The 16,330-nt window shown below is 66.6% G+C and carries 17 protein-coding genes; 9 read left to right on the plus strand and 8 right to left on the minus strand.

Features of this window, described 5'->3' with window-relative positions; translation table 11 throughout:
- Positions 1-118 precede the first annotated feature (118 nt).
- Genes D9V34_RS15755 through D9V34_RS15765 form a run of 3 tightly spaced genes read left to right on the plus strand, consistent with a single transcriptional unit; the run spans position 119 to position 2,477 of the window.
- A complete protein-coding gene (locus D9V34_RS15755; RefSeq protein ID WP_220700609.1) occupies positions 119-676 on the plus strand; it encodes a gluconokinase in 558 nt (185 codons plus the stop codon).
- Positions 673-1,443, plus strand: a complete 771-nt coding sequence (locus D9V34_RS15760) for an SDR family oxidoreductase (protein ID WP_121689427.1) — start codon at positions 673-675, stop codon at positions 1,441-1,443. Before D9V34_RS15755 ends, D9V34_RS15760 begins: the two co-directional genes overlap by 4 nt.
- The gene (locus D9V34_RS15765) at positions 1,443-2,477 is read left to right on the plus strand and encodes an L-idonate 5-dehydrogenase (RefSeq protein ID WP_121689428.1); all 1,035 of its coding nucleotides are present in this window, start codon (positions 1,443-1,445) and stop codon (positions 2,475-2,477) included. The genes D9V34_RS15760 and D9V34_RS15765 overlap by 1 nt, the downstream gene beginning before the upstream one ends.
- Before the next feature lie 61 nt (positions 2,478-2,538).
- Here D9V34_RS15765 and D9V34_RS15770 read toward each other — a convergent pair whose 3' ends face one another.
- Entirely contained in the window at positions 2,539-3,276 is a 738-nt protein-coding gene (locus D9V34_RS15770; protein ID WP_121689429.1) for a FadR/GntR family transcriptional regulator, read from the minus strand.
- Positions 3,277-3,342: 66 nt separating this feature from the next.
- On the opposite strand from D9V34_RS15770, the gene D9V34_RS15775 reads away from it, so the two are divergent.
- A complete protein-coding gene (locus tag D9V34_RS15775; RefSeq protein WP_121689430.1) occupies positions 3,343-4,338 on the plus strand; it encodes an o-succinylbenzoate synthase in 996 nt (331 codons plus the stop codon).
- 177 nt (positions 4,339-4,515) lie between these two features.
- A complete protein-coding gene (locus D9V34_RS15780; protein ID WP_245992065.1) occupies positions 4,516-6,270 on the plus strand; it encodes a sigma-70 family RNA polymerase sigma factor in 1,755 nt (584 codons plus the stop codon).
- 60 nt (positions 6,271-6,330) lie between these two features.
- Here the strand turns inward: D9V34_RS15780 and ccsB are convergent, their stop codons facing one another.
- The 5 genes from ccsB to D9V34_RS15805 are packed head-to-tail and all read right to left on the minus strand — an operon-like array spanning position 6,331 to position 11,070.
- Complete coding sequence (ccsB, locus tag D9V34_RS15785) at positions 6,331-7,389, minus strand: c-type cytochrome biogenesis protein CcsB (RefSeq protein ID WP_121689432.1); 1,059 nt, start codon at positions 7,387-7,389, stop codon at positions 6,331-6,333.
- Positions 7,386-9,083, minus strand: a complete 1,698-nt coding sequence (gene resB / locus D9V34_RS15790; protein WP_121689433.1) for a cytochrome c biogenesis protein ResB — start codon at positions 9,081-9,083, stop codon at positions 7,386-7,388. Before resB ends, ccsB begins: the two co-directional genes overlap by 4 nt.
- A complete protein-coding gene (locus tag D9V34_RS15795; RefSeq protein ID WP_121689434.1) occupies positions 9,067-9,813 on the minus strand; it encodes a cytochrome c biogenesis CcdA family protein in 747 nt (248 codons plus the stop codon). The genes resB and D9V34_RS15795 overlap by 17 nt, the downstream gene beginning before the upstream one ends.
- A gap of 4 nt (positions 9,814-9,817) precedes the next feature.
- Positions 9,818-10,432, minus strand: a complete 615-nt coding sequence (locus D9V34_RS15800) for a TlpA family protein disulfide reductase (RefSeq protein WP_245992054.1) — start codon at positions 10,430-10,432, stop codon at positions 9,818-9,820.
- 2 nt (positions 10,433-10,434) lie between these two features.
- Positions 10,435-11,070, minus strand: a complete 636-nt coding sequence (locus tag D9V34_RS15805) for a histidine phosphatase family protein (RefSeq protein ID WP_030149194.1) — start codon at positions 11,068-11,070, stop codon at positions 10,435-10,437.
- A gap of 153 nt (positions 11,071-11,223) precedes the next feature.
- On the opposite strand from D9V34_RS15805, the gene aspS reads away from it, so the two are divergent.
- Positions 11,224-12,564: an aspartate--tRNA(Asn) ligase gene (gene aspS / locus D9V34_RS15810; RefSeq protein ID WP_121689435.1), complete on the plus strand. Its 1,341-nt coding sequence runs from the start codon at positions 11,224-11,226 to the stop codon at positions 12,562-12,564.
- A 133-nt stretch (positions 12,565-12,697) separates the two neighbouring features.
- Here the strand turns inward: aspS and D9V34_RS15815 are convergent, their stop codons facing one another.
- Both D9V34_RS15815 and D9V34_RS15820 read right to left on the minus strand, forming a co-directional pair.
- A complete protein-coding gene (locus D9V34_RS15815; RefSeq protein ID WP_245992055.1) occupies positions 12,698-13,159 on the minus strand; it encodes a DoxX family membrane protein in 462 nt (153 codons plus the stop codon).
- A 12-nt stretch (positions 13,160-13,171) separates the two neighbouring features.
- Complete coding sequence (locus tag D9V34_RS15820; protein WP_183092005.1) at positions 13,172-13,618, minus strand: DM13 domain-containing protein; 447 nt, start codon at positions 13,616-13,618, stop codon at positions 13,172-13,174.
- Positions 13,619-13,772: 154 nt separating this feature from the next.
- Between D9V34_RS15820 and D9V34_RS15825 the strand changes: the two genes are divergently transcribed.
- From D9V34_RS15825 to D9V34_RS15835, 3 genes are all read left to right on the plus strand, one after another.
- Entirely contained in the window at positions 13,773-14,465 is a 693-nt protein-coding gene (locus D9V34_RS15825) for a response regulator transcription factor (RefSeq protein ID WP_245992056.1), read from the plus strand.
- Positions 14,459-15,601 carry a sensor histidine kinase gene (locus D9V34_RS15830; RefSeq protein ID WP_121689437.1) on the plus strand — a complete coding sequence of 381 codons (1,143 nt, stop codon included), beginning with the start codon at positions 14,459-14,461 and terminating at the stop codon, positions 15,599-15,601. The genes D9V34_RS15825 and D9V34_RS15830 overlap by 7 nt, the downstream gene beginning before the upstream one ends.
- 109 nt (positions 15,602-15,710) lie before the next feature.
- Entirely contained in the window at positions 15,711-16,310 is a 600-nt protein-coding gene (locus D9V34_RS15835) for a peroxiredoxin-like family protein (protein ID WP_121689438.1), read from the plus strand.
- The last annotated feature ends 20 nt before the right edge of the window (positions 16,311-16,330 follow it).

A 16,330-nucleotide genomic window follows, 5' to 3' on the forward strand; every position in this document is an offset into this window, starting at 1 on the left:
ATTGGCGGCGCGCGAGTACCTGGGCAGGGAGGTGTTATGGTTTATACGTAAGACTTATTCAATCAAGCTCGCGAATCATGTCGGATGTAATGAAGCGCCCGAATCCCGGAGGTCATCGATGCCCACGTCCCCACCGCCCCTGATCGTGATGGGAGTGTCGGGTTCCGGCAAATCCACCATCGGCATCGCCCTGGCCGAGAGCCTGGGGCTCCCCTTCGTGGATGGGGACGATCTGCACCCGGTGCACAATAAGGAAAAGATGGCCGCGGGCCAGCCCCTGAACGACGAGGATCGGGCACCCTGGCTGGAAATCATCGCCGAACGCATTCGCGATGACCTGGCCTCCGGCACCCCGATCGTGGTGGCCTGCTCCGCCCTCAAGCGCCGCTACCGTGACCAGCTGGTGCGACTGGCCCCGAGCACAGTGCTGATCCACCTGGTGGGCGACCGCGCACTGATCGCCGCCCGTCAGGCCGGACGCAACCACGAGTACATGCCCAACAGCCTGCTGGACTCGCAGTTTGCCGCGCTCGAACCGCTCGAGGCCGATGAGCACGCCTTCGAGGTGAGTCTGGATCAGACCCCCGAGCAGATCCTCGCCGAGATCCACACCCGACTGAGCGCGCTGACCGGCGACCCGATCAGCGCGGCCACCCACACCGAGGAGTCAGCATGAGCACCCTGTTTGATCTGACCGGCCGCCTGGCCCTGGTCACCGGTTCCAGCCGCGGCATCGGCCGCAGCATCGCCGAGGGCCTGGCCGACGCCGGCGCCACCCTGGTACTGCACGGGCGCGACGCCGCCCGGCTGGCCGAGACCGAGGCCGAGTTTGTGGCCCGCTATGGAACCGATCGCATCCACGCGGTCGCCTTTGACATCACCGACGAGGACGCGGTGGACGCGGGCATCGCCGAGATCGAGGCGCGCATCGGCGCTCTCGACGTACTGGTGAATAACGCCGGCATCCAGCACCGCGAACCGCTGGTCGAGTTGGATCGTGCCGACTGGGATCGCGTGATCGCCACCAACCTCACCTCGGCCTTCCTGGTGGGCCGCGCGGTTGCCCGCCACATGCTGCCCAGGCGTTCGGGCAAAATCATCAACATCGCCTCGGTGCAGACCGATCTGGCCCGGCCGACCCTCTCGGCCTACACCTCGGCCAAGGGCGGTATCCGCAACCTGACCCGGGCGATGACCGCCGAGTGGGCCGGATCCAACATTCAGATCAACGCGATCGCGCCGGGCTACATTCACACCGATATGACCCAGAAGCTCGTGGACGACCCGCAGTTCAATGGCTGGATCCTCGGACGCACCCCGGCCGCCCGCTGGGGCACCCCGGCGGACCTGGCGGGCCCCGCCGTGTGGCTCTCCTCGGCTGGATCGGACTTTGTGAACGGACAGGTCATCTTCATCGATGGCGGAATGACGGTGGTGGTCTAGTGTCACGCGAAAACCTGGGTGTTCTCGCCCATGCCAAGGAAGATCTGCGGATCGAAACCCTTCCCGAACCCACGCCCGTAAGCGACGAGGCGGTCATCGAGATCGCCTATGGCGGGATCTGCGGGTCGGACCTGCACTACTGGACCCACGGGGCGGCCGGGGAATCGATCCTGATCGATCCGCTGGTGCTCGGGCACGAGGTTGTGGGCACGGTGCTGCACGCGGCCGCCGATGGGTCCGGTCCCGCCGCCGGTACGCCGGTGGCCGTGCATCCCAATACCCCGCATGCCGTGGACGGCATACGCTACCCCGAGGATCGGCCGAACCTGGCCCCGGCCTCGACGTACCTGGGCAGCGCCGCGCGCCATCCGCACACCGATGGGGCCTTTGCCCGCCGGGTTGCGCTGCCCGCTCGCATGCTGCGTCCGCTGCCCGCGGGCCTCTCGCTGCGGGACGCGGCCCTGGTGGAACCGGCCTCGGTGGCCTGGCACGCGGTGTCCCGCGCGGGCGAGGTGGCCGGCAAATCGGTGCTGGTGATCGGAACCGGACCGATTGGTGCGCTGGTGGTAGCCGTGCTCAAGCGCGCCGGAGCCGCCCACATCACCGCGGTGGACCTGCACGAGAAGCCGCGGGAGATCGCGCGGGAACTCGGGGCCGACGCGACCCTGGACGCCACCGATACCGAGGCCATCGCCGCGGTCCAGGCGGACATCGTGATCGAGTCCTCGGGAAACTGGCGTGGGCTCGCCTCGGCCGTTCGCGGGGCCACCCGGGGCGGACGCGTGGTCATGGTGGGGCTGCTGCCCTCGGGTGAGCAGCCGGCACTGATCAGCCTGGCGATCGTGCGCGAGCTTGAGCTGGTGGGCTCGTTCCGCTTCAATGACGAGATCGACGAGGTGATCGCGGCTCTGGCCGATGGCTCGCTGCGCATCGATCCGGTGATCACCCACGAGTTCCCGGTCGAGGATGCGGCCGAGGCCTTCGCCGTGGCCCTGGACTCATCCACCAGCGGCAAGGTGCTGCTGGTGTTCTAGCCTCAGACAAAAATCGGGTCGGTGATCTTCACCGGCCCGATTGTTGTATGGTGTGGTCCGGCTAACCCAGCGTGCCGGGCAGCGGGGTGCGCGCGGTGCGCGGCTCCTCGGCCCAGATGTGCTCCACCTCGGCGAGGGTGCGGCTCATGATCGCGTCCATCGCCGCGCGTGCACGCTCGGGATCGCGGCCCTGGATGGCGACGGCCACATCGATGTGCAGCTGCAGCGCATCCTCATGCGGGTGCTTGGGCATCAGCCCCAGCCGAGTGCGACCGCGCAGGACCGCGCCGATCATCCCGGACATGGCCGCAAACATCTCGTTTCCGCTGGCCCCCAGCACCAGCGCGTGGAACTGAATGTCGAGGTCCTGGAAGGATTCCAGGTCGCCCGCCCGGCCGATCGAGCGCATCCGGGCGGCAATCTGAAGCAGGCGTTCGGCCACCGCGTCGGGGGCGTGCCGGGCGGCCAGCTCGGCGGCGGCAGGCTCGACGCTGCGCCGCAGTTCGGTGAGTGAGCGCAGCTGTGCCCCGCGGCCCGTTCCGGACAGCCGCCAGGCGATCAGTTGGGGATCCAGCACCCGCCAGTGGTCCTCGGCGAGCACCCGGATGCCCAGGCGTCGCACCGATTCCACCAGCCCCAGCGACTGCAGCACACGGACGGCCTCACGGATCACCGAACGGCTCACCCCGAGTTCGGTGGCCAGGTCGGTGGCGAGGACGGCGGAACCCGCGGGCAGCTCGCCGGAGATGATACGCCGGCCTAGCTCTTCCACCGCGCGATCATGCAGGCTTGAGGACATGCCCCCAGACTATCGGGCGTCGCGCGAATACCGCCGTCGTTCAGCAAACCGGAGCACAATAGGGGTATGTCCTACTCCGCCGCAGAGGTTTCCGTGACCGACATCCTGGCCACCGCTCACGTTGTGGATCTTCCCCTCAACACGCGCTTCCGCGGCCTGCTGCGTCGCGAGGCCCTGGTGTTTGAGGGGCCACGCGGATGGAGCGAGTTCTCCCCGTTTGTCGAGTATGAACCGGCCGAGGCGCGAACATGGCTGGATGCGGCGATCGATTTTGCCTATGGGCCCGAACCCGAGCTGCTGCGCACCGAGATTCCGGTGAACGCCACGGTGCCCGCGGTGGCCGCCGAAGCGGTGCCCGCGGTACTTGCCCGCTTCCCCGGCTGCACCACGGCCAAGGTTAAGGTGGCCGAGCGCGGGCAGACCCTGGCCGAGGATGTGGCGCGGGTTGCCGCCGTCCGCTCGGTCCTCGGTCCCGCGGGCAACATCCGCGTGGATGCCAACGGCGGTTGGAGCGTGGCCGAGGCGGAGCTGGCACTGGCGGCTCTCGCACCCTATGAGCTGGAATATGCCGAGCAGCCGTGTGCGACCGTGTCCGAACTCTCCGAGCTGCGCACACGTATTCTCGGGCTCGGGGTGCGGATCGCCGCCGATGAGAGTGTCCGCAAGGCCGAGGATCCCCTGGCCGTCGCCCGGGCCGGGGCCGCCGATCTGCTGGTGATTAAGGCGCAGCCGCTGGGCGGGATCGCCCGGGCTCGCGATATCGTTGCCGCGGCCGGTCTCCCGGTGGTGGTGTCCAGCGCGTTGGACACCTCGATCGGCCTCTCGATGGGTGCACGGCTGGCCGCCTCGCTGCCCGAAATCTCGTTCGCGTGTGGCCTGGGCACGGCGGCGCTGCTCGCGGCGGATGTGACCGATCACCCCCTGTTGCCCCGCGACGGGGCGATCCACACCGGCCGGATCGCCGTGAATCCGGACCTGCTGACGCGCTATGCCGCCGCTCCCGAGCGCCGCGACTGGTGGTTCGAGCGGGTCCGAGCCTGCGTCGCCGTAGCTGAGCAGTAGCCTGGAATATCAGATGTGATCTTGAATCCGTGGGACCTCGGGAAAATACTTAAATAACCCGCGTCATGAAATGACCAACCCCCGCTCTAGTTGGGTGTACGGGGTAGCAACACATCGGCCGCAGCTCCACCCCGTGCCGACGTGAGTACCCGGGGAGGTATTCATGCCGCGGAGAGGGTGGGCACTGGGGAGTGCACAATATCCCCCCTCTCCGCGGAAAATCCCCCACCCCACTCGGTTGCCCAGCCGAGCTCCCCCACCCAAGGATCACCTCTGAACAGCGAACAACCCGCCCCCGACGACTCCGAACTTCTCCGCGCCGCCCGCGCCGGTGAAGAGGGGGCATTTGCGACGCTCTGGACGCGTCATGCGGAAGCCGGAAAACGCGCGTCGCGGGCCATCTCCCGCTCTTTTGACGCAGACGATGTGGTGTCCGAGGCCTTTAGTCGCATCATCGCCACGGTCAACCGTGGGTCCGGTCCGCAGGACGCATTCCGCCCCTACCTCTTTGCCACCATCCGTTCGGTAATCGCCCGCTGGGGCGGCCGCCAGCACGAGGTGAACGTGGATCAGCTGGAGGTTGTTGGTGACCTCAGCGCCGATATGACCTCCAAGGAGTTTGAACGCCAGCTGATCGTTCGAGCATTTGCGACGCTGCCCACCCGCTGGCAGGAGGTGCTCTGGTATGTCGAAGTTGAGGGGAAGCGGCCACGCCAGATCGCCCCGCTGATCGGTGTCAGCGCAAACTCGGTATCCGCGCTGGCGTATCGCGCCCGTGAGGGACTGCGTCAGGCCTGGATTCAGGAGCACTTTGCGATCCTCCCCGCCGAGAGCGAGCACCGCTGGGTGGTCCAGCGCATCGGCGAGTACAGCCGTGATGCGCTGAGCACGAGGGACCGAGCCCGCTTCGACACCCATATCGACCAGTGCGACTCCTGTCGCGCGCTGGTGGTCGAGGGGCGCGAACTCGCCGGCAGCCTGCGGGTATGGCTGCTGCCCGCGCTGATCGGCACCGGTGCCGCCGCCTACCTCGCCGGAAACTCCTCGAGTTCGGCGGTCGCCGCCGTCGCGGCCCTGCGCCACAGCAAACCCGCCATGACCATCACCGCCACCGCCACCGCCGGAGCACTGGTCGCCGCGGGCATTATTGGTGTGGCCCTGCTTCCCAAGGCCTCGCCGCCGCCGGCCCAGTCCGCCGCACGTCCGGGCACCACGGCCCCCCTGGTACCCTCGGGCCCAGTTACCCCGCAGCCCGAACAACCCGAACAACCCGTGAGCGAGGATGCCGACCCGGGCATCACGCTGCTCCCCGGTATCACCGCGACCCCCAGCGCCGATGCGCCGCGTGTTCCGGAGATATCGTCGCCCTCACCAAGCGTTCTGCCCACACCGCAGCCCTCGACATCCGCACCAACCCCCGCCACACCGGAGGCACCACGGATCACCCGCGTCGATGATGGTGGCGGTCTGCTCTGGCCGATTCTCAGCGGTACGGCCGAGCCCGAGGCCGCGGTTCACCTCACCGGACCGGGGGTGGATGCGACGGTCCTCGCCGATGACAGCGGCCGATGGCACACGGCTCCGCTCGAGCTGCCCGCGGGGTTCTCGCAGCTGCGGGTCGATCAGAGCGTCGAGGATGAGACCTCGCCGGAGACCACTCAGACGATCCTGCTGACCACCCCCGAGCGCCCCACCGTGCGGTGGGATCCGGTGTATGGCATCACCGCCATCATCCGTTCGCAGCCGGGGGCTCCGGCGGTCCTCACCATCGATCCGCTGGGTACCCGACCGATCACCGGCGGAACCGACGGAGTGACCGAGACCCCGATCAACATTCCCGCCACACTCTCCCGGGTTGTCCTCAGCGCCCACTATGAGCAGGGTGAGCGCCGCGGGCCCACAAGCGCCGCGACGGTGGTCATCACCCAGTAGCCGATATACAAAACCCCCACACCGTCCGGGTGTGGGGGTTTTGTGATGCCGCGTGCGGGTTTACAGACCCGAGTAGGCGTGCAGGCCCTTGAAGAACAGGTTGACCACGGTGAAGTTGAACAGCACCGTGACGGCACCGATCATCGACAGCCAGGCCGCACGGTTTCCGCGCCAGCCGCGGGTCGCGCGAGCGTGAATGTATCCGGCGTAGACCACCCAGATGATGAAGGTCCACACCTCCTTGACGTCCCAGCCCCAGTAACGACCCCAGGCGGCTTCGGCCCAGATCGCGCCGGCGATCAGGGTGAAGGTCCAGAGGATAAAGCCGATGATGTTCACGCGGTAGGACAGGTTGTCCAGACGCTGCGAGCTGGGCAGGGTCGCCATGAAACGGAAGCGCTTGGCCGACAGGGCGGTTCCGGCGGCCTCGCGGCGGGCCTGGATCAGCTGCAGGGCGGTGAGCGCGAAGCCGAGGAAGAAGAATCCGGTTCCGGTGGTGGCCACAAACACGTGGATCACCAGCCAGGCCGACTGCAGTGCCGGCGGCAGCGGGGCCACCTCGATGTAGAAGTTCAGCGAGGACAGGCCCAACAGGATCACGATCAGGCCCATGATGAAGGCACCGAGGAAGCGCAGGTCCACGCGGGTCAGGATGATCAGGAACACGGCCACGATCACGGCGGTGCCGGTCATCGCGAACTCGTACATGTTGGCCCACGGCACCCGGCCTGCGGCCACACCACGGGTGATGACCGCGGTGAGGTGCAGCAGAAAGCCAAGGATAGAGAGGGCCACACCGATCCGCAGGGATACCGAACGGGTCGCGGTGACCGTGCCCGAGTGGTCCTCTTCCAGGGTCAGGGTGCCCCCGGCCGGGCGGCCGGGACGCGCCTGAGCAGCGCCGGCAGAACCGGCGGCTACGGAGGCGGAGGCCCCCACCGCGACGGGCTCACCGGCGGCCGCGCGCTCGGCGGCGGCTGCCTTCTCGGCGGCCTCGTCGGCGGCGGCGGCGACCTCGGCGCTTCGGCGCGCCAGGTCAAAGGCGAATGCCACGAAGGCGATCGCATACAGCGCGATTGCCGACCACAGGGCATATACGGAGATCAGATCAAGTGTCACGCTTCTACGTTACCTTCCCGGGCCTCATCGGGGACTGCCCCGAGGGCTCGAATATGCCGTTCGGCAATATTGTCCACGGCCTCACGCAGGCCGGGGTCTTCTCCACGGGCCAGGCCCGCGTATTCCATCAGGACGGTGCCGTCGGCACCCTCGGTTGCCTTCACCCACACGCGGCGGCGCGGGATGAACAGCGAGGTCAGCAGGCCCAGCAGGATCAGACCGGCGAAGATTCCCACCCACACCTGGGTCGGATCGCGGTGAATATCCAGCGAGGCGAAGCGGGCGACCGAGCCCGCATAGTCATCCTTCTTGGGGTGGGGGTTGACGTTTTCAAACGTGATCGTCCCCAGCCCGTCGGGCAGGTTTTCGGTTTGGCCGGGCATGAGCTTGAGCGGCGCGGTGCCACCCTCCTTCTTGCCGATGGTGCGGCCGGCGATCTCGGTCATCTTGTCGGTGTCCAGCGAGTAGACCGACTTCGGCACACCGTCGTTGATACCCAGGTCACCCGAGTAGACGTTGAGGCTCAGCGTCGGGTAGATCAGGTCGGGGTAGTTCGAGGCGAACGCCCCGGTGGTCTGCTCGACCGCGGTGGGGTAGAAGAAACCGATCATGCCGATCTGCTTGGCCAGCCCGTCCGGAATCTTGATGACACCCTGCGAGGTGAGATTGGTGTCCATCGGCAGGAACGGGATCGAGTCGGTGAAGACCACGTTGCCCTCGGGGTCGCGCACGGTCACCTTGGGTGCGTAGCCGTTACCCAGCAGGTAGACGTTAGTGCCGTCGATACGCAGCGGCTGGTTGACCTTGATCTGGTGCTTCTCGGTGTCGCCGTCCACGTCCCGCGAGGTTACGTGGGCGGTGTAGTCGATGGCCTGGCCGTAGGCGTTGATGTTTTTGGTCTCGTACTCCACGTCAAATTTGTCGAGCTTGAGCGAGTAGGGGGGCAGCGACTCGGTGTCCACAAAGCGGCCCGGGTTGAAGGAGTTGAAGTCGACCAGCGAGTTGACGAAGGTCTGGCCCTCGACCACCACCTTCTGCCCCGCATAGCCAAAGCCGCCACCAAAGCCCACGGCCACCAGGACCAGCACCAGGGCCGAGTGGAAGAGCAGGTTTCCGGTTTCGCGCAGGTATCCACGCTCGGCGGAGACCGAGGCCACGCCATCCTTGCCGGTGTAGATTTCGGTGCGGTAGCCCGACTTCTTCAGCAGGTCGCGGGCGGCGGTGATCGCCTCGCCGGTGCTGCCACCGGACAGGTTCTGCTCGCGGTGCACCGCAAGCCGGTTGAGCCGAGCCGGGGTGCGCGGCGGGCGCTGACGCATCGCCTGATAGTGGTGCTTGGTGCGCGGGATGATGCAGCCGATCAGCGACACAAACAGCAGCAGATAGATCGCCGAGAACCACGCCGAGCTGTACACGTCGAACATCTGGATCTTGTCCAGGACCGGTGCCAGGTCGGGGTTGTCGCGGAAGTACTGGATCACACCGTTGGGGTCCGAGCTGCGCTGCGGGACCAGGGATCCGGGCACCGCGGCGATCGCCAGCAGCAGGAGCAGCAGCAGCGCGGTGCGCATGCTGGTGAGCTGACGCCACGCAAAGCGCAGCGCTCCCACAAACCCCAGCTTGGGGGCGTTAATCGGGGCGTCGGGCTCACTCTGGGGTGAGCTCGCGTCTACGTAATCAGATGGCCGGGTCAAAGCCTGCAATCACCGAACCTAGGCTAGACATCAGTTGACCCCATAGTCCGGTGACCATGAGGAGTCCGATGAGAACGAGCAGAACGCCACCGGCGATGTTAATCACGCGGATATGACGCTTGAGGAATTTAGTGGCACCGGCCATCCAGCCGAAGCCGAGGGCTACCAGGATGAAGGGCAGTCCGAGGCCGATGCAGTAGGCGATCGCCAGGATCACCGCGCGACCCACGGTGCCCGAGTTGTAACCCAGGCTGAGGATCGCGGTCAGGGTCGGTCCGAGGCACGGCACCCAGCCCACTGCAAACACGATGCCGAGTAGCGGGGCACCCACGAGGCCCGTGGCGGGGGTCCAGGAGGGCTTCCACTCACGCTGCAGGAAGCTGACCTGACCCACGAAGGCCACACCCATGATGATGATGACCACGCCGAGAATGCGGGTGATGATCCCGCTCCACTCCACCAGGAAGACTCCGGCGGCACCGGCGACGATGCTCATCAGCACAAAAACGAGGGTAAAGCCGAGGACAAAAAGGATCACCCCGAGCAGTAGACGACGACGCTCCCGCGCCGGACGCTCACCGCTCTGCGGGGCCATGCCGCCCACATAGGCGAGGTAGCCGGGAACCAGCGGCAGCACACACGGCGAGGCAAAGGACACCAGGCCGGCCAGCAATGCCAAAGGAATGGCGACCAGAAGGCCGCCGTCCCCGATGATTTGACCGATATTCATCCGATTATTTCTCGGCGATCGTGTCGCGGATCAGGGTGTCCAGGATCGAGCGGTCGCTGATCTTGCCCAGGATACGGGCGGCCACGCGGCCCTCCTTGTCGATCACCAGGGTGGTTGGCACCGCGTTGGGGCGCACCTGGCCGGTGAAGGCGAGCTTCACGGCACCGTCGTTGATGTCGAGGATCGAGGGGTAGGTGACCCCGTAGGTCTTGTTGAAGGCCAGCGCGGTTTCGGCCTGGTCGTAGACGTTGACACCCACGAAGCTGGCACCCTTGCCGTCGTACTTCTCGTTCAGCGCCTGCAGATCGGGGGCCTCGGCACGGCAGGGCGCACAGCCCGCATACCAGAAGTTCAGGACCACCACGTCGCCGAGCAGGTCGGCGGAGGCGATGTTCTTGCCCTCCTCGTCCTTGCCCTCATAGGACACCGGCTTTTCGCGATCCTTCGCGGCAATCTCGGTCACGCTACCGTCACCGGCAATGTAGTTCTTGTTGTCGGCAGAGGTGTATTCGCTGGCGAGCTTGTCGTTGGCGCAGCCGGCCAGGGTCAGCACCATCGCGAGTGCCGCGGCACCCACCATGCCCGCGCGTCCCAGCTTCGAGCCTCGGAATCCGATCATCGCTATACCGCTCCTACATCCAGCGAGCCCGCAGCCAGTTCGGCCGCCGGGTCTCGATACTCCACCTCGACAAAACGGTCACCCACCTTTTCCAGGGTGGTGATGCTTGAGAGCGCACAGCGGCGCTTACGCGGATCGTGCCGCAGGGCCTCATCGGCGAGGTAGCGGTGCACCATCCAGATCGGAAGCTGGTGGCTGACGATCACGGCGTCACCCGAGGAGGTGGTCTTCCAGGCGTGCTCGATGGCCGCCATCATCCGGGTCACAATCGATCCGTAGGGCTCACCCCAGCTGGGCAGGTTCGGGTCGCGCAGGGCCGGCCAGTTGCGCGGGTTGAGGACCGCACGGCGCATCTGCTTGCCCTCGAAGTGGTTGTGGGGTTCGATCACGCGCTCATCCAACACCGGGGTCAGCCCGAGCAGGGCGGCCACCGGGGCGGCGGATTCCTGGGTGCGCTGCAGCGGAGAGGCGATCAGGGTGCCGTATTTTCGATCCCGCGCCAGGAGGTCGTTGGCGGCCGCCGCGGCCATCTTGTGTCCGCGTTCGGACAGGCCAAAGCCGGGCAGGCGTCCATACAGGACTCGATCGGGATTAAAGACCTCGCCGTGACGGACGAGGTGAATCTGGGCAGCAACCACGTCCCCAGTCTACGTGGGCTCAGGCTGTGAAAACGCTCACTATGAGTTTGCCGAGAATTCGCTCCATCTCCAGGAACTTCAGGTATCACGCATACGCGCCAGAAAGTAGCGGTGCGGGCCACGGGCGGGCCGGGCCTCGGCTAAGCTGGGCACGTGACTGAACGCGTATTGGTAAAAAACCTGGCGGCACTGGCCGATGGCCCCGTGACCGTATCCGGTTGGGTAGAAACTGTCCGAGACCAGAAGAAGGTCCAGTTTATTGTGCTCCGGGATGAGTCCGGCGCGGTACAGCTGGTCACCCCGGCGACCCGGGAACTGGTGGAGGACGATCCCACCTCGGCCGCGAAGCTCGCACTGACCGAGACCATTTCCGGTCTCGCTCACGGCTCCTTCGTCTCGGTCACCGGTGAACTCAAGCACGACGAGCGCGTGAAGCTCGGCGGGCTCGAGGTCAAGATTTCCTCGCTCGAGGTCCTCAGCGCGGCCAACCCGGAAACCCCGATCGCCGCCGACTCGTCGCTGGACAAGCGTCAGGACTGGCGCTTCCTCGACCTGCGTAACCCCAAGCAGAACCTGATCTTCAAGATCCAGACCACCTTCCTGCACGCGATGCGCGAGTACTGGGTCGACAACGACTTCATCGAAATTCACACCCCCAAGCTCATGGCCAGCGCCTCCGAGTCGCGCGCCGAGCTGTTTGAGGTCGAGTACTTCGACACCACCGCCTACCTGGCGCAGAGCCCGCAGTTCTTCAAGCAGATGGCTCAGTCCGCCGGCTTCGGCAAGATCTTCGAGGTGGGCCCGGCCTTCCGCGCCGACCCCTCTTTCACTAGCCGTCACGCTACGGAGTTCACCTCCGTGGACTCGGAGATCAGCTGGATCGAGAGCCACGAAGACGTCATGAAGCTGCACGAGGACCTGATCGTCGCCGGTTTCAGCGCGGTCAAGGCCAAGCACGGCGAGGCCATCAAGGAGCTCTTCGACGTCGAGGTCACCGTCCCCGCCACCCCGTTCCCCCGTATTCCGCTGGCCGAGGCCAAGGAAATCATCAAGGAGCGCGGCTACGAGGTTCCGCGTTCGGATGACGACATGGACCCCGAGGGTGAGCGTCAGATCGCCGCCTACGTGCGCGAGACCTACGGCCACGAGTTCGTCTTCCTGACCGACTACGCCGCCTCGATCCGCCCGTTCTACCACATGCGTCACGCGGACAACCCGGGCCTCACCAACTCCTACGACCTGATCTTCAACGGTGTGGAGATCTCGACCGGCGCTCAGCGTGAGCACCGCGTCGACGTCCTGGAAGCTCAGATGCGCGATAAGGGCATGGAGCCCAAGGAGCTCGACTTCTACCTCGACTTCTTCCGCTACGGCGCACCGAGCCACGGTGGATTCGGCATGGGCCTGGCCCGCGTGCTGATGCTCATGCTGCACGAGTCGAGCATCCGCGAGGTCACCTACCTGTTCCGCGGCCCGACCCGTCTGGCCCCGTAACCCGCGCTTACCCAGACGAAGGCCCGTTCCGCAGATGCGGAACGGGCCTTCGTAGTCTCGGGGGGGGGGGAGGTGCGTAACCGCTAGCGAACGGGTCAGAGCCAGCTAGTCTCGGGGGGATGGTGCGGAACCGTTAGTTTCGGGACTTCCTCCACCGCCGCCACAGTGCGGGCAGCGAGAGGGTTCCGGCTGCCAGCGGCCAGGCGATCACCGGGATCGCCAGCAGGATCATGATCGGGTACTGGGCGATCAGCTGATCGGCGAGCCAGTAGGAGACCAGCAGCGCGCTGCCGGCCATCGCGATCCAACGCGGCAGCACCCCCAGGATCAGCAGGATGCCCAGGCTGAGCTCCAGGGCGGGCATCAGAATCCCGAAGAATCCCGATCCCGGACCGAGAATATGCTCGGTGAAGAATTTATAGAATTCGGGCACCCGCGGGTTTTTGGAGGTGCTTCCCACCACCAGCAGGATGTCGGCCTGGCCGAATCCGGCGCGGTACTTGGTGATGCCCTCACCCAGCCAGAGGATACCCAGCACCACCCGGGCCACGGAGGCGGCGACCGCCGCGAGACGCCGGGGAAACACGGCGGTCACCGATCTCACCGCCTAGGCCAGGGGTGCGGCGCCGAAGACCGCCAGCGCCTTGTCGCAGTGCACCACGACGTACTTGAAGTCGCCGGCCTTGACACCGTCGAGCTTGAAGGTCTGCGAGGCGGCATCAAACTTAACCGCGCCCAGCGTGGTTCCCGCGGTCACCGCGGCCTCGTCGGTGCCGTTGGTCAGGTAGAGGTGCAGGTCGGGGCCCTCATCGGAGGAGAAGCCGGACAGGGTCAGGGTGTCGCCGTCGATCTTCGCGGTGCCGGCCACCTTCTTGTCGTTGAGCCCGGCGAAGGTTCCGCTGAGGCTTGCGGCGGCGGGGGTCGTAGCCTCGGCCGAGTGTGATGCGGCGGGCTTGCTCGACCCGGTGTCGGAGGCGGGCGAGCTACATGCGCTCAGACCCGCGGTGAGGGCGATGGCTGCTGCGGCGGTGACGAGAACGGTCTTGATGCGCATGATGTGGGTCCTTTCGATGGTGAACAACTTGCGTGATCAACAGCCAATCAATTCCGCCCCACCCCCGGAGCGGATATAACAGGGCCGTAAGCGCATATTTCATTCCCGTAAGAATTCAGGGTTCGCGCGGGATCCCCGGGTTAGTCTCGGACCTGTGGAATCGAAACCGCGTGTGATGCTGATTGAGGACGACCCAACCGTACGAACGGTGGTCGCCGATTTCCTGCGCGCCGCCGGGCTCGACCTGTCCGAGTATGGCGACGGGACCACCGCGGCCGCCGCAGTGCGCGAGCGCATCCCCGACCTGCTGATCGTGGACCGCATGCTTCCCGGCAAGAGCGGCGATGAACTGTGCCGCGAGGTGCGCGGTTACTCGGACGTCCCGATCATGATGCTCACCGCCCTCTCCGCGGTGGACCAGCGGATCGAGGGTCTGGAACACGGGGCCGATGACTATGTGGCCAAGCCGTTCTCGCTGCGCGAGCTCCAGCTGCGCGCCGAGGCGCTGCTGCGTCGACGCGCCACCGTGGGGGCTGCGGCGATGATCGTGCACGGCGACTTCCGCATCGACCCGGTGCACCGTCGCGCCTGGGCGCATGAGCGCGAGATCACGCTGACCGCCCGCGAATACGAACTCTTCCTCTACCTGCTGGCCAATCCCGGCCGCGATATCGGTCGCGACGAGCTGCTGCGCGAGGTGTGGGGCTGGGGCTTCGGCGATCCCTCCACGGTGACCGTGCACGTGCGCCGCCTGCGCGAAAAGATCGAACCCGACCCGCGCTTCCCCTGCCACCTGAAAACCGTGTGGGGTGCCGGATACCGTTTCTTTGTGGAGGCCACATGCTGAGCGTTTCCGATCTCTGCCTGATCGTCTTCACCACGGCCGCGTGCACCGCGGCGGTCTCGCTGCTCGCCTGGGGCGCGCTGCACCTCAACCGGCGCGGATCTATCGCCTCCCAGTTTGTGATCGTGACCGGGGCCGCGGTGGTCGCCGTGGCCGTATCCACGATCGTGGTGCTGATCGAGATGCTGTTCTCCGAGCACGACCTCACAGTGCTCGCCTGGCTGCTCGGTGTTGCCGCGCTGATGAGCATGACGGCGGCCTGGCTGATGACCACCCGGGTGGTGCGCCGCTCCACCGGGCACCTGCTGGATTCGACCCGGCGGATCGCCGACGGCCACGTGGTGGATCCCGAAAACCCCGGCTGGCGAGAGTTCGCCGCGCTCTCCGAGGAACTCGCCGATACCTCACGCAAGCTCGCCGATGCCCGCGCTGACATCACCCGGCTGGATGCGGCCCGACGCGAGTTTTTTGTCTGGATCTCCCATGATCTGCGCACCCCGATGGCCGGCATCCGGGCGCTGGCCGAGGCAATGGAGGCGGGGGTCGCCGAGCGTCCGGTCGAGTACAGCCGCCAGATCCGCGAGCGGGTCGACGCGATGGGCCTGATGGTGGACGACCTCTTCGCCCTGGCCAGGATCGAATCGGGCACCCTGGATCTGCGCCGCGAACTGGTGGACCTGCTCGACCTGGTCTCCGATGCGGTCTCCGACGTGCAGCACGTGGCCGCCGCCCGCGGCATCCGGATCGAGCAGCGCGGGGTCGAGGGTCACACGCTCTGGGGGGATCCCCGCGAGTTGACCCGGGCCATCGGCAACCTCCTGGCCAACGGCATCCGGCACGCCCCCGACCACTCGGAAATCCTGGTGTCGGCCACCACGCTTGAGGACGGGCACCTGGTGCTCAGCATCCTCGATCACGGCAGCGGCGTCTCGACCGAGGACCTGGGCCGCATGTTCGACGTGGGCTGGCGCGGCGACGCCGCCCGCACCGCCGAACCCGCCGGAACCCAGGGCGGCGCGGGCCTCGGCCTCGCCATCGTGCGCGGCATCGTCAAGGCCCACGGCGGCGATGTAAGTGCCCGCCTGGTGAGCGACGGCTTCTGTCTGGACATCACGCTGCCCACGGAGTCCGGCCGCTAGGCCACCCCCATCACACAGCACCACCCCCCGGGCCACAGACCCCGGCCGCTAGGCTGCGCTTCCCCACACACTTCCCCGGCACCCGGCCGGGGCTGATTGGAGTACCCTCATGTCCGAAAACGCCTCCCCCTCCCCCGAAATCTCGCCCGCCGCCGACCCCGTGCACGAGGCCCCCGGTCTACCCCTGGGTTCTGCGTTTCCCGATGCCCAGCTGATCGGACCGCACGGCGAGCCCACCACGTTCGCGGCTGTCCGCGGAGACCGACCGGCGGTTGTGGTGTTTTATCGCGGAGCATGGTGCCCCTACTGCAATGTGATCCTGGCACGCTATCGAAATGAGCTGGCCGGACCGCTGCGCGAGGCCGGTATCGCGCTGATTGCGCTGAGTCCACAAACCCCGGACGGATCGCTGAGCATCACCGAAAAGAACGATCTGGACTTCGACGTACTCTCCGACCCGGGCAACACGCTGGCCACCGAACTCGGGATCCTGCTGCGCCTGGACGAGCAGGCTCAGGAGCTCTATCGCGGCCACGGTGTGGACTTCACCGAGGTCAACGCCGACGGCACCGCGGTCCTCCCCCTGCCCACCGTCGCCATCCTGTCGGCCACCGGGACCCTGGAGTGGATCGAAACCTTCGCCGACTTTACCCAGCGCACCGAACCCGCCACCATCCTGGCCGCGCTGGAGTCCGTGACCCTGCGCTAGGTCAACCCCGGTCCACGGCC

This window comes from Mycetocola lacteus, assembly GCF_003667575.1.
Classification (GTDB): domain Bacteria; phylum Actinomycetota; class Actinomycetes; order Actinomycetales; family Microbacteriaceae; genus Mycetocola; species Mycetocola lacteus.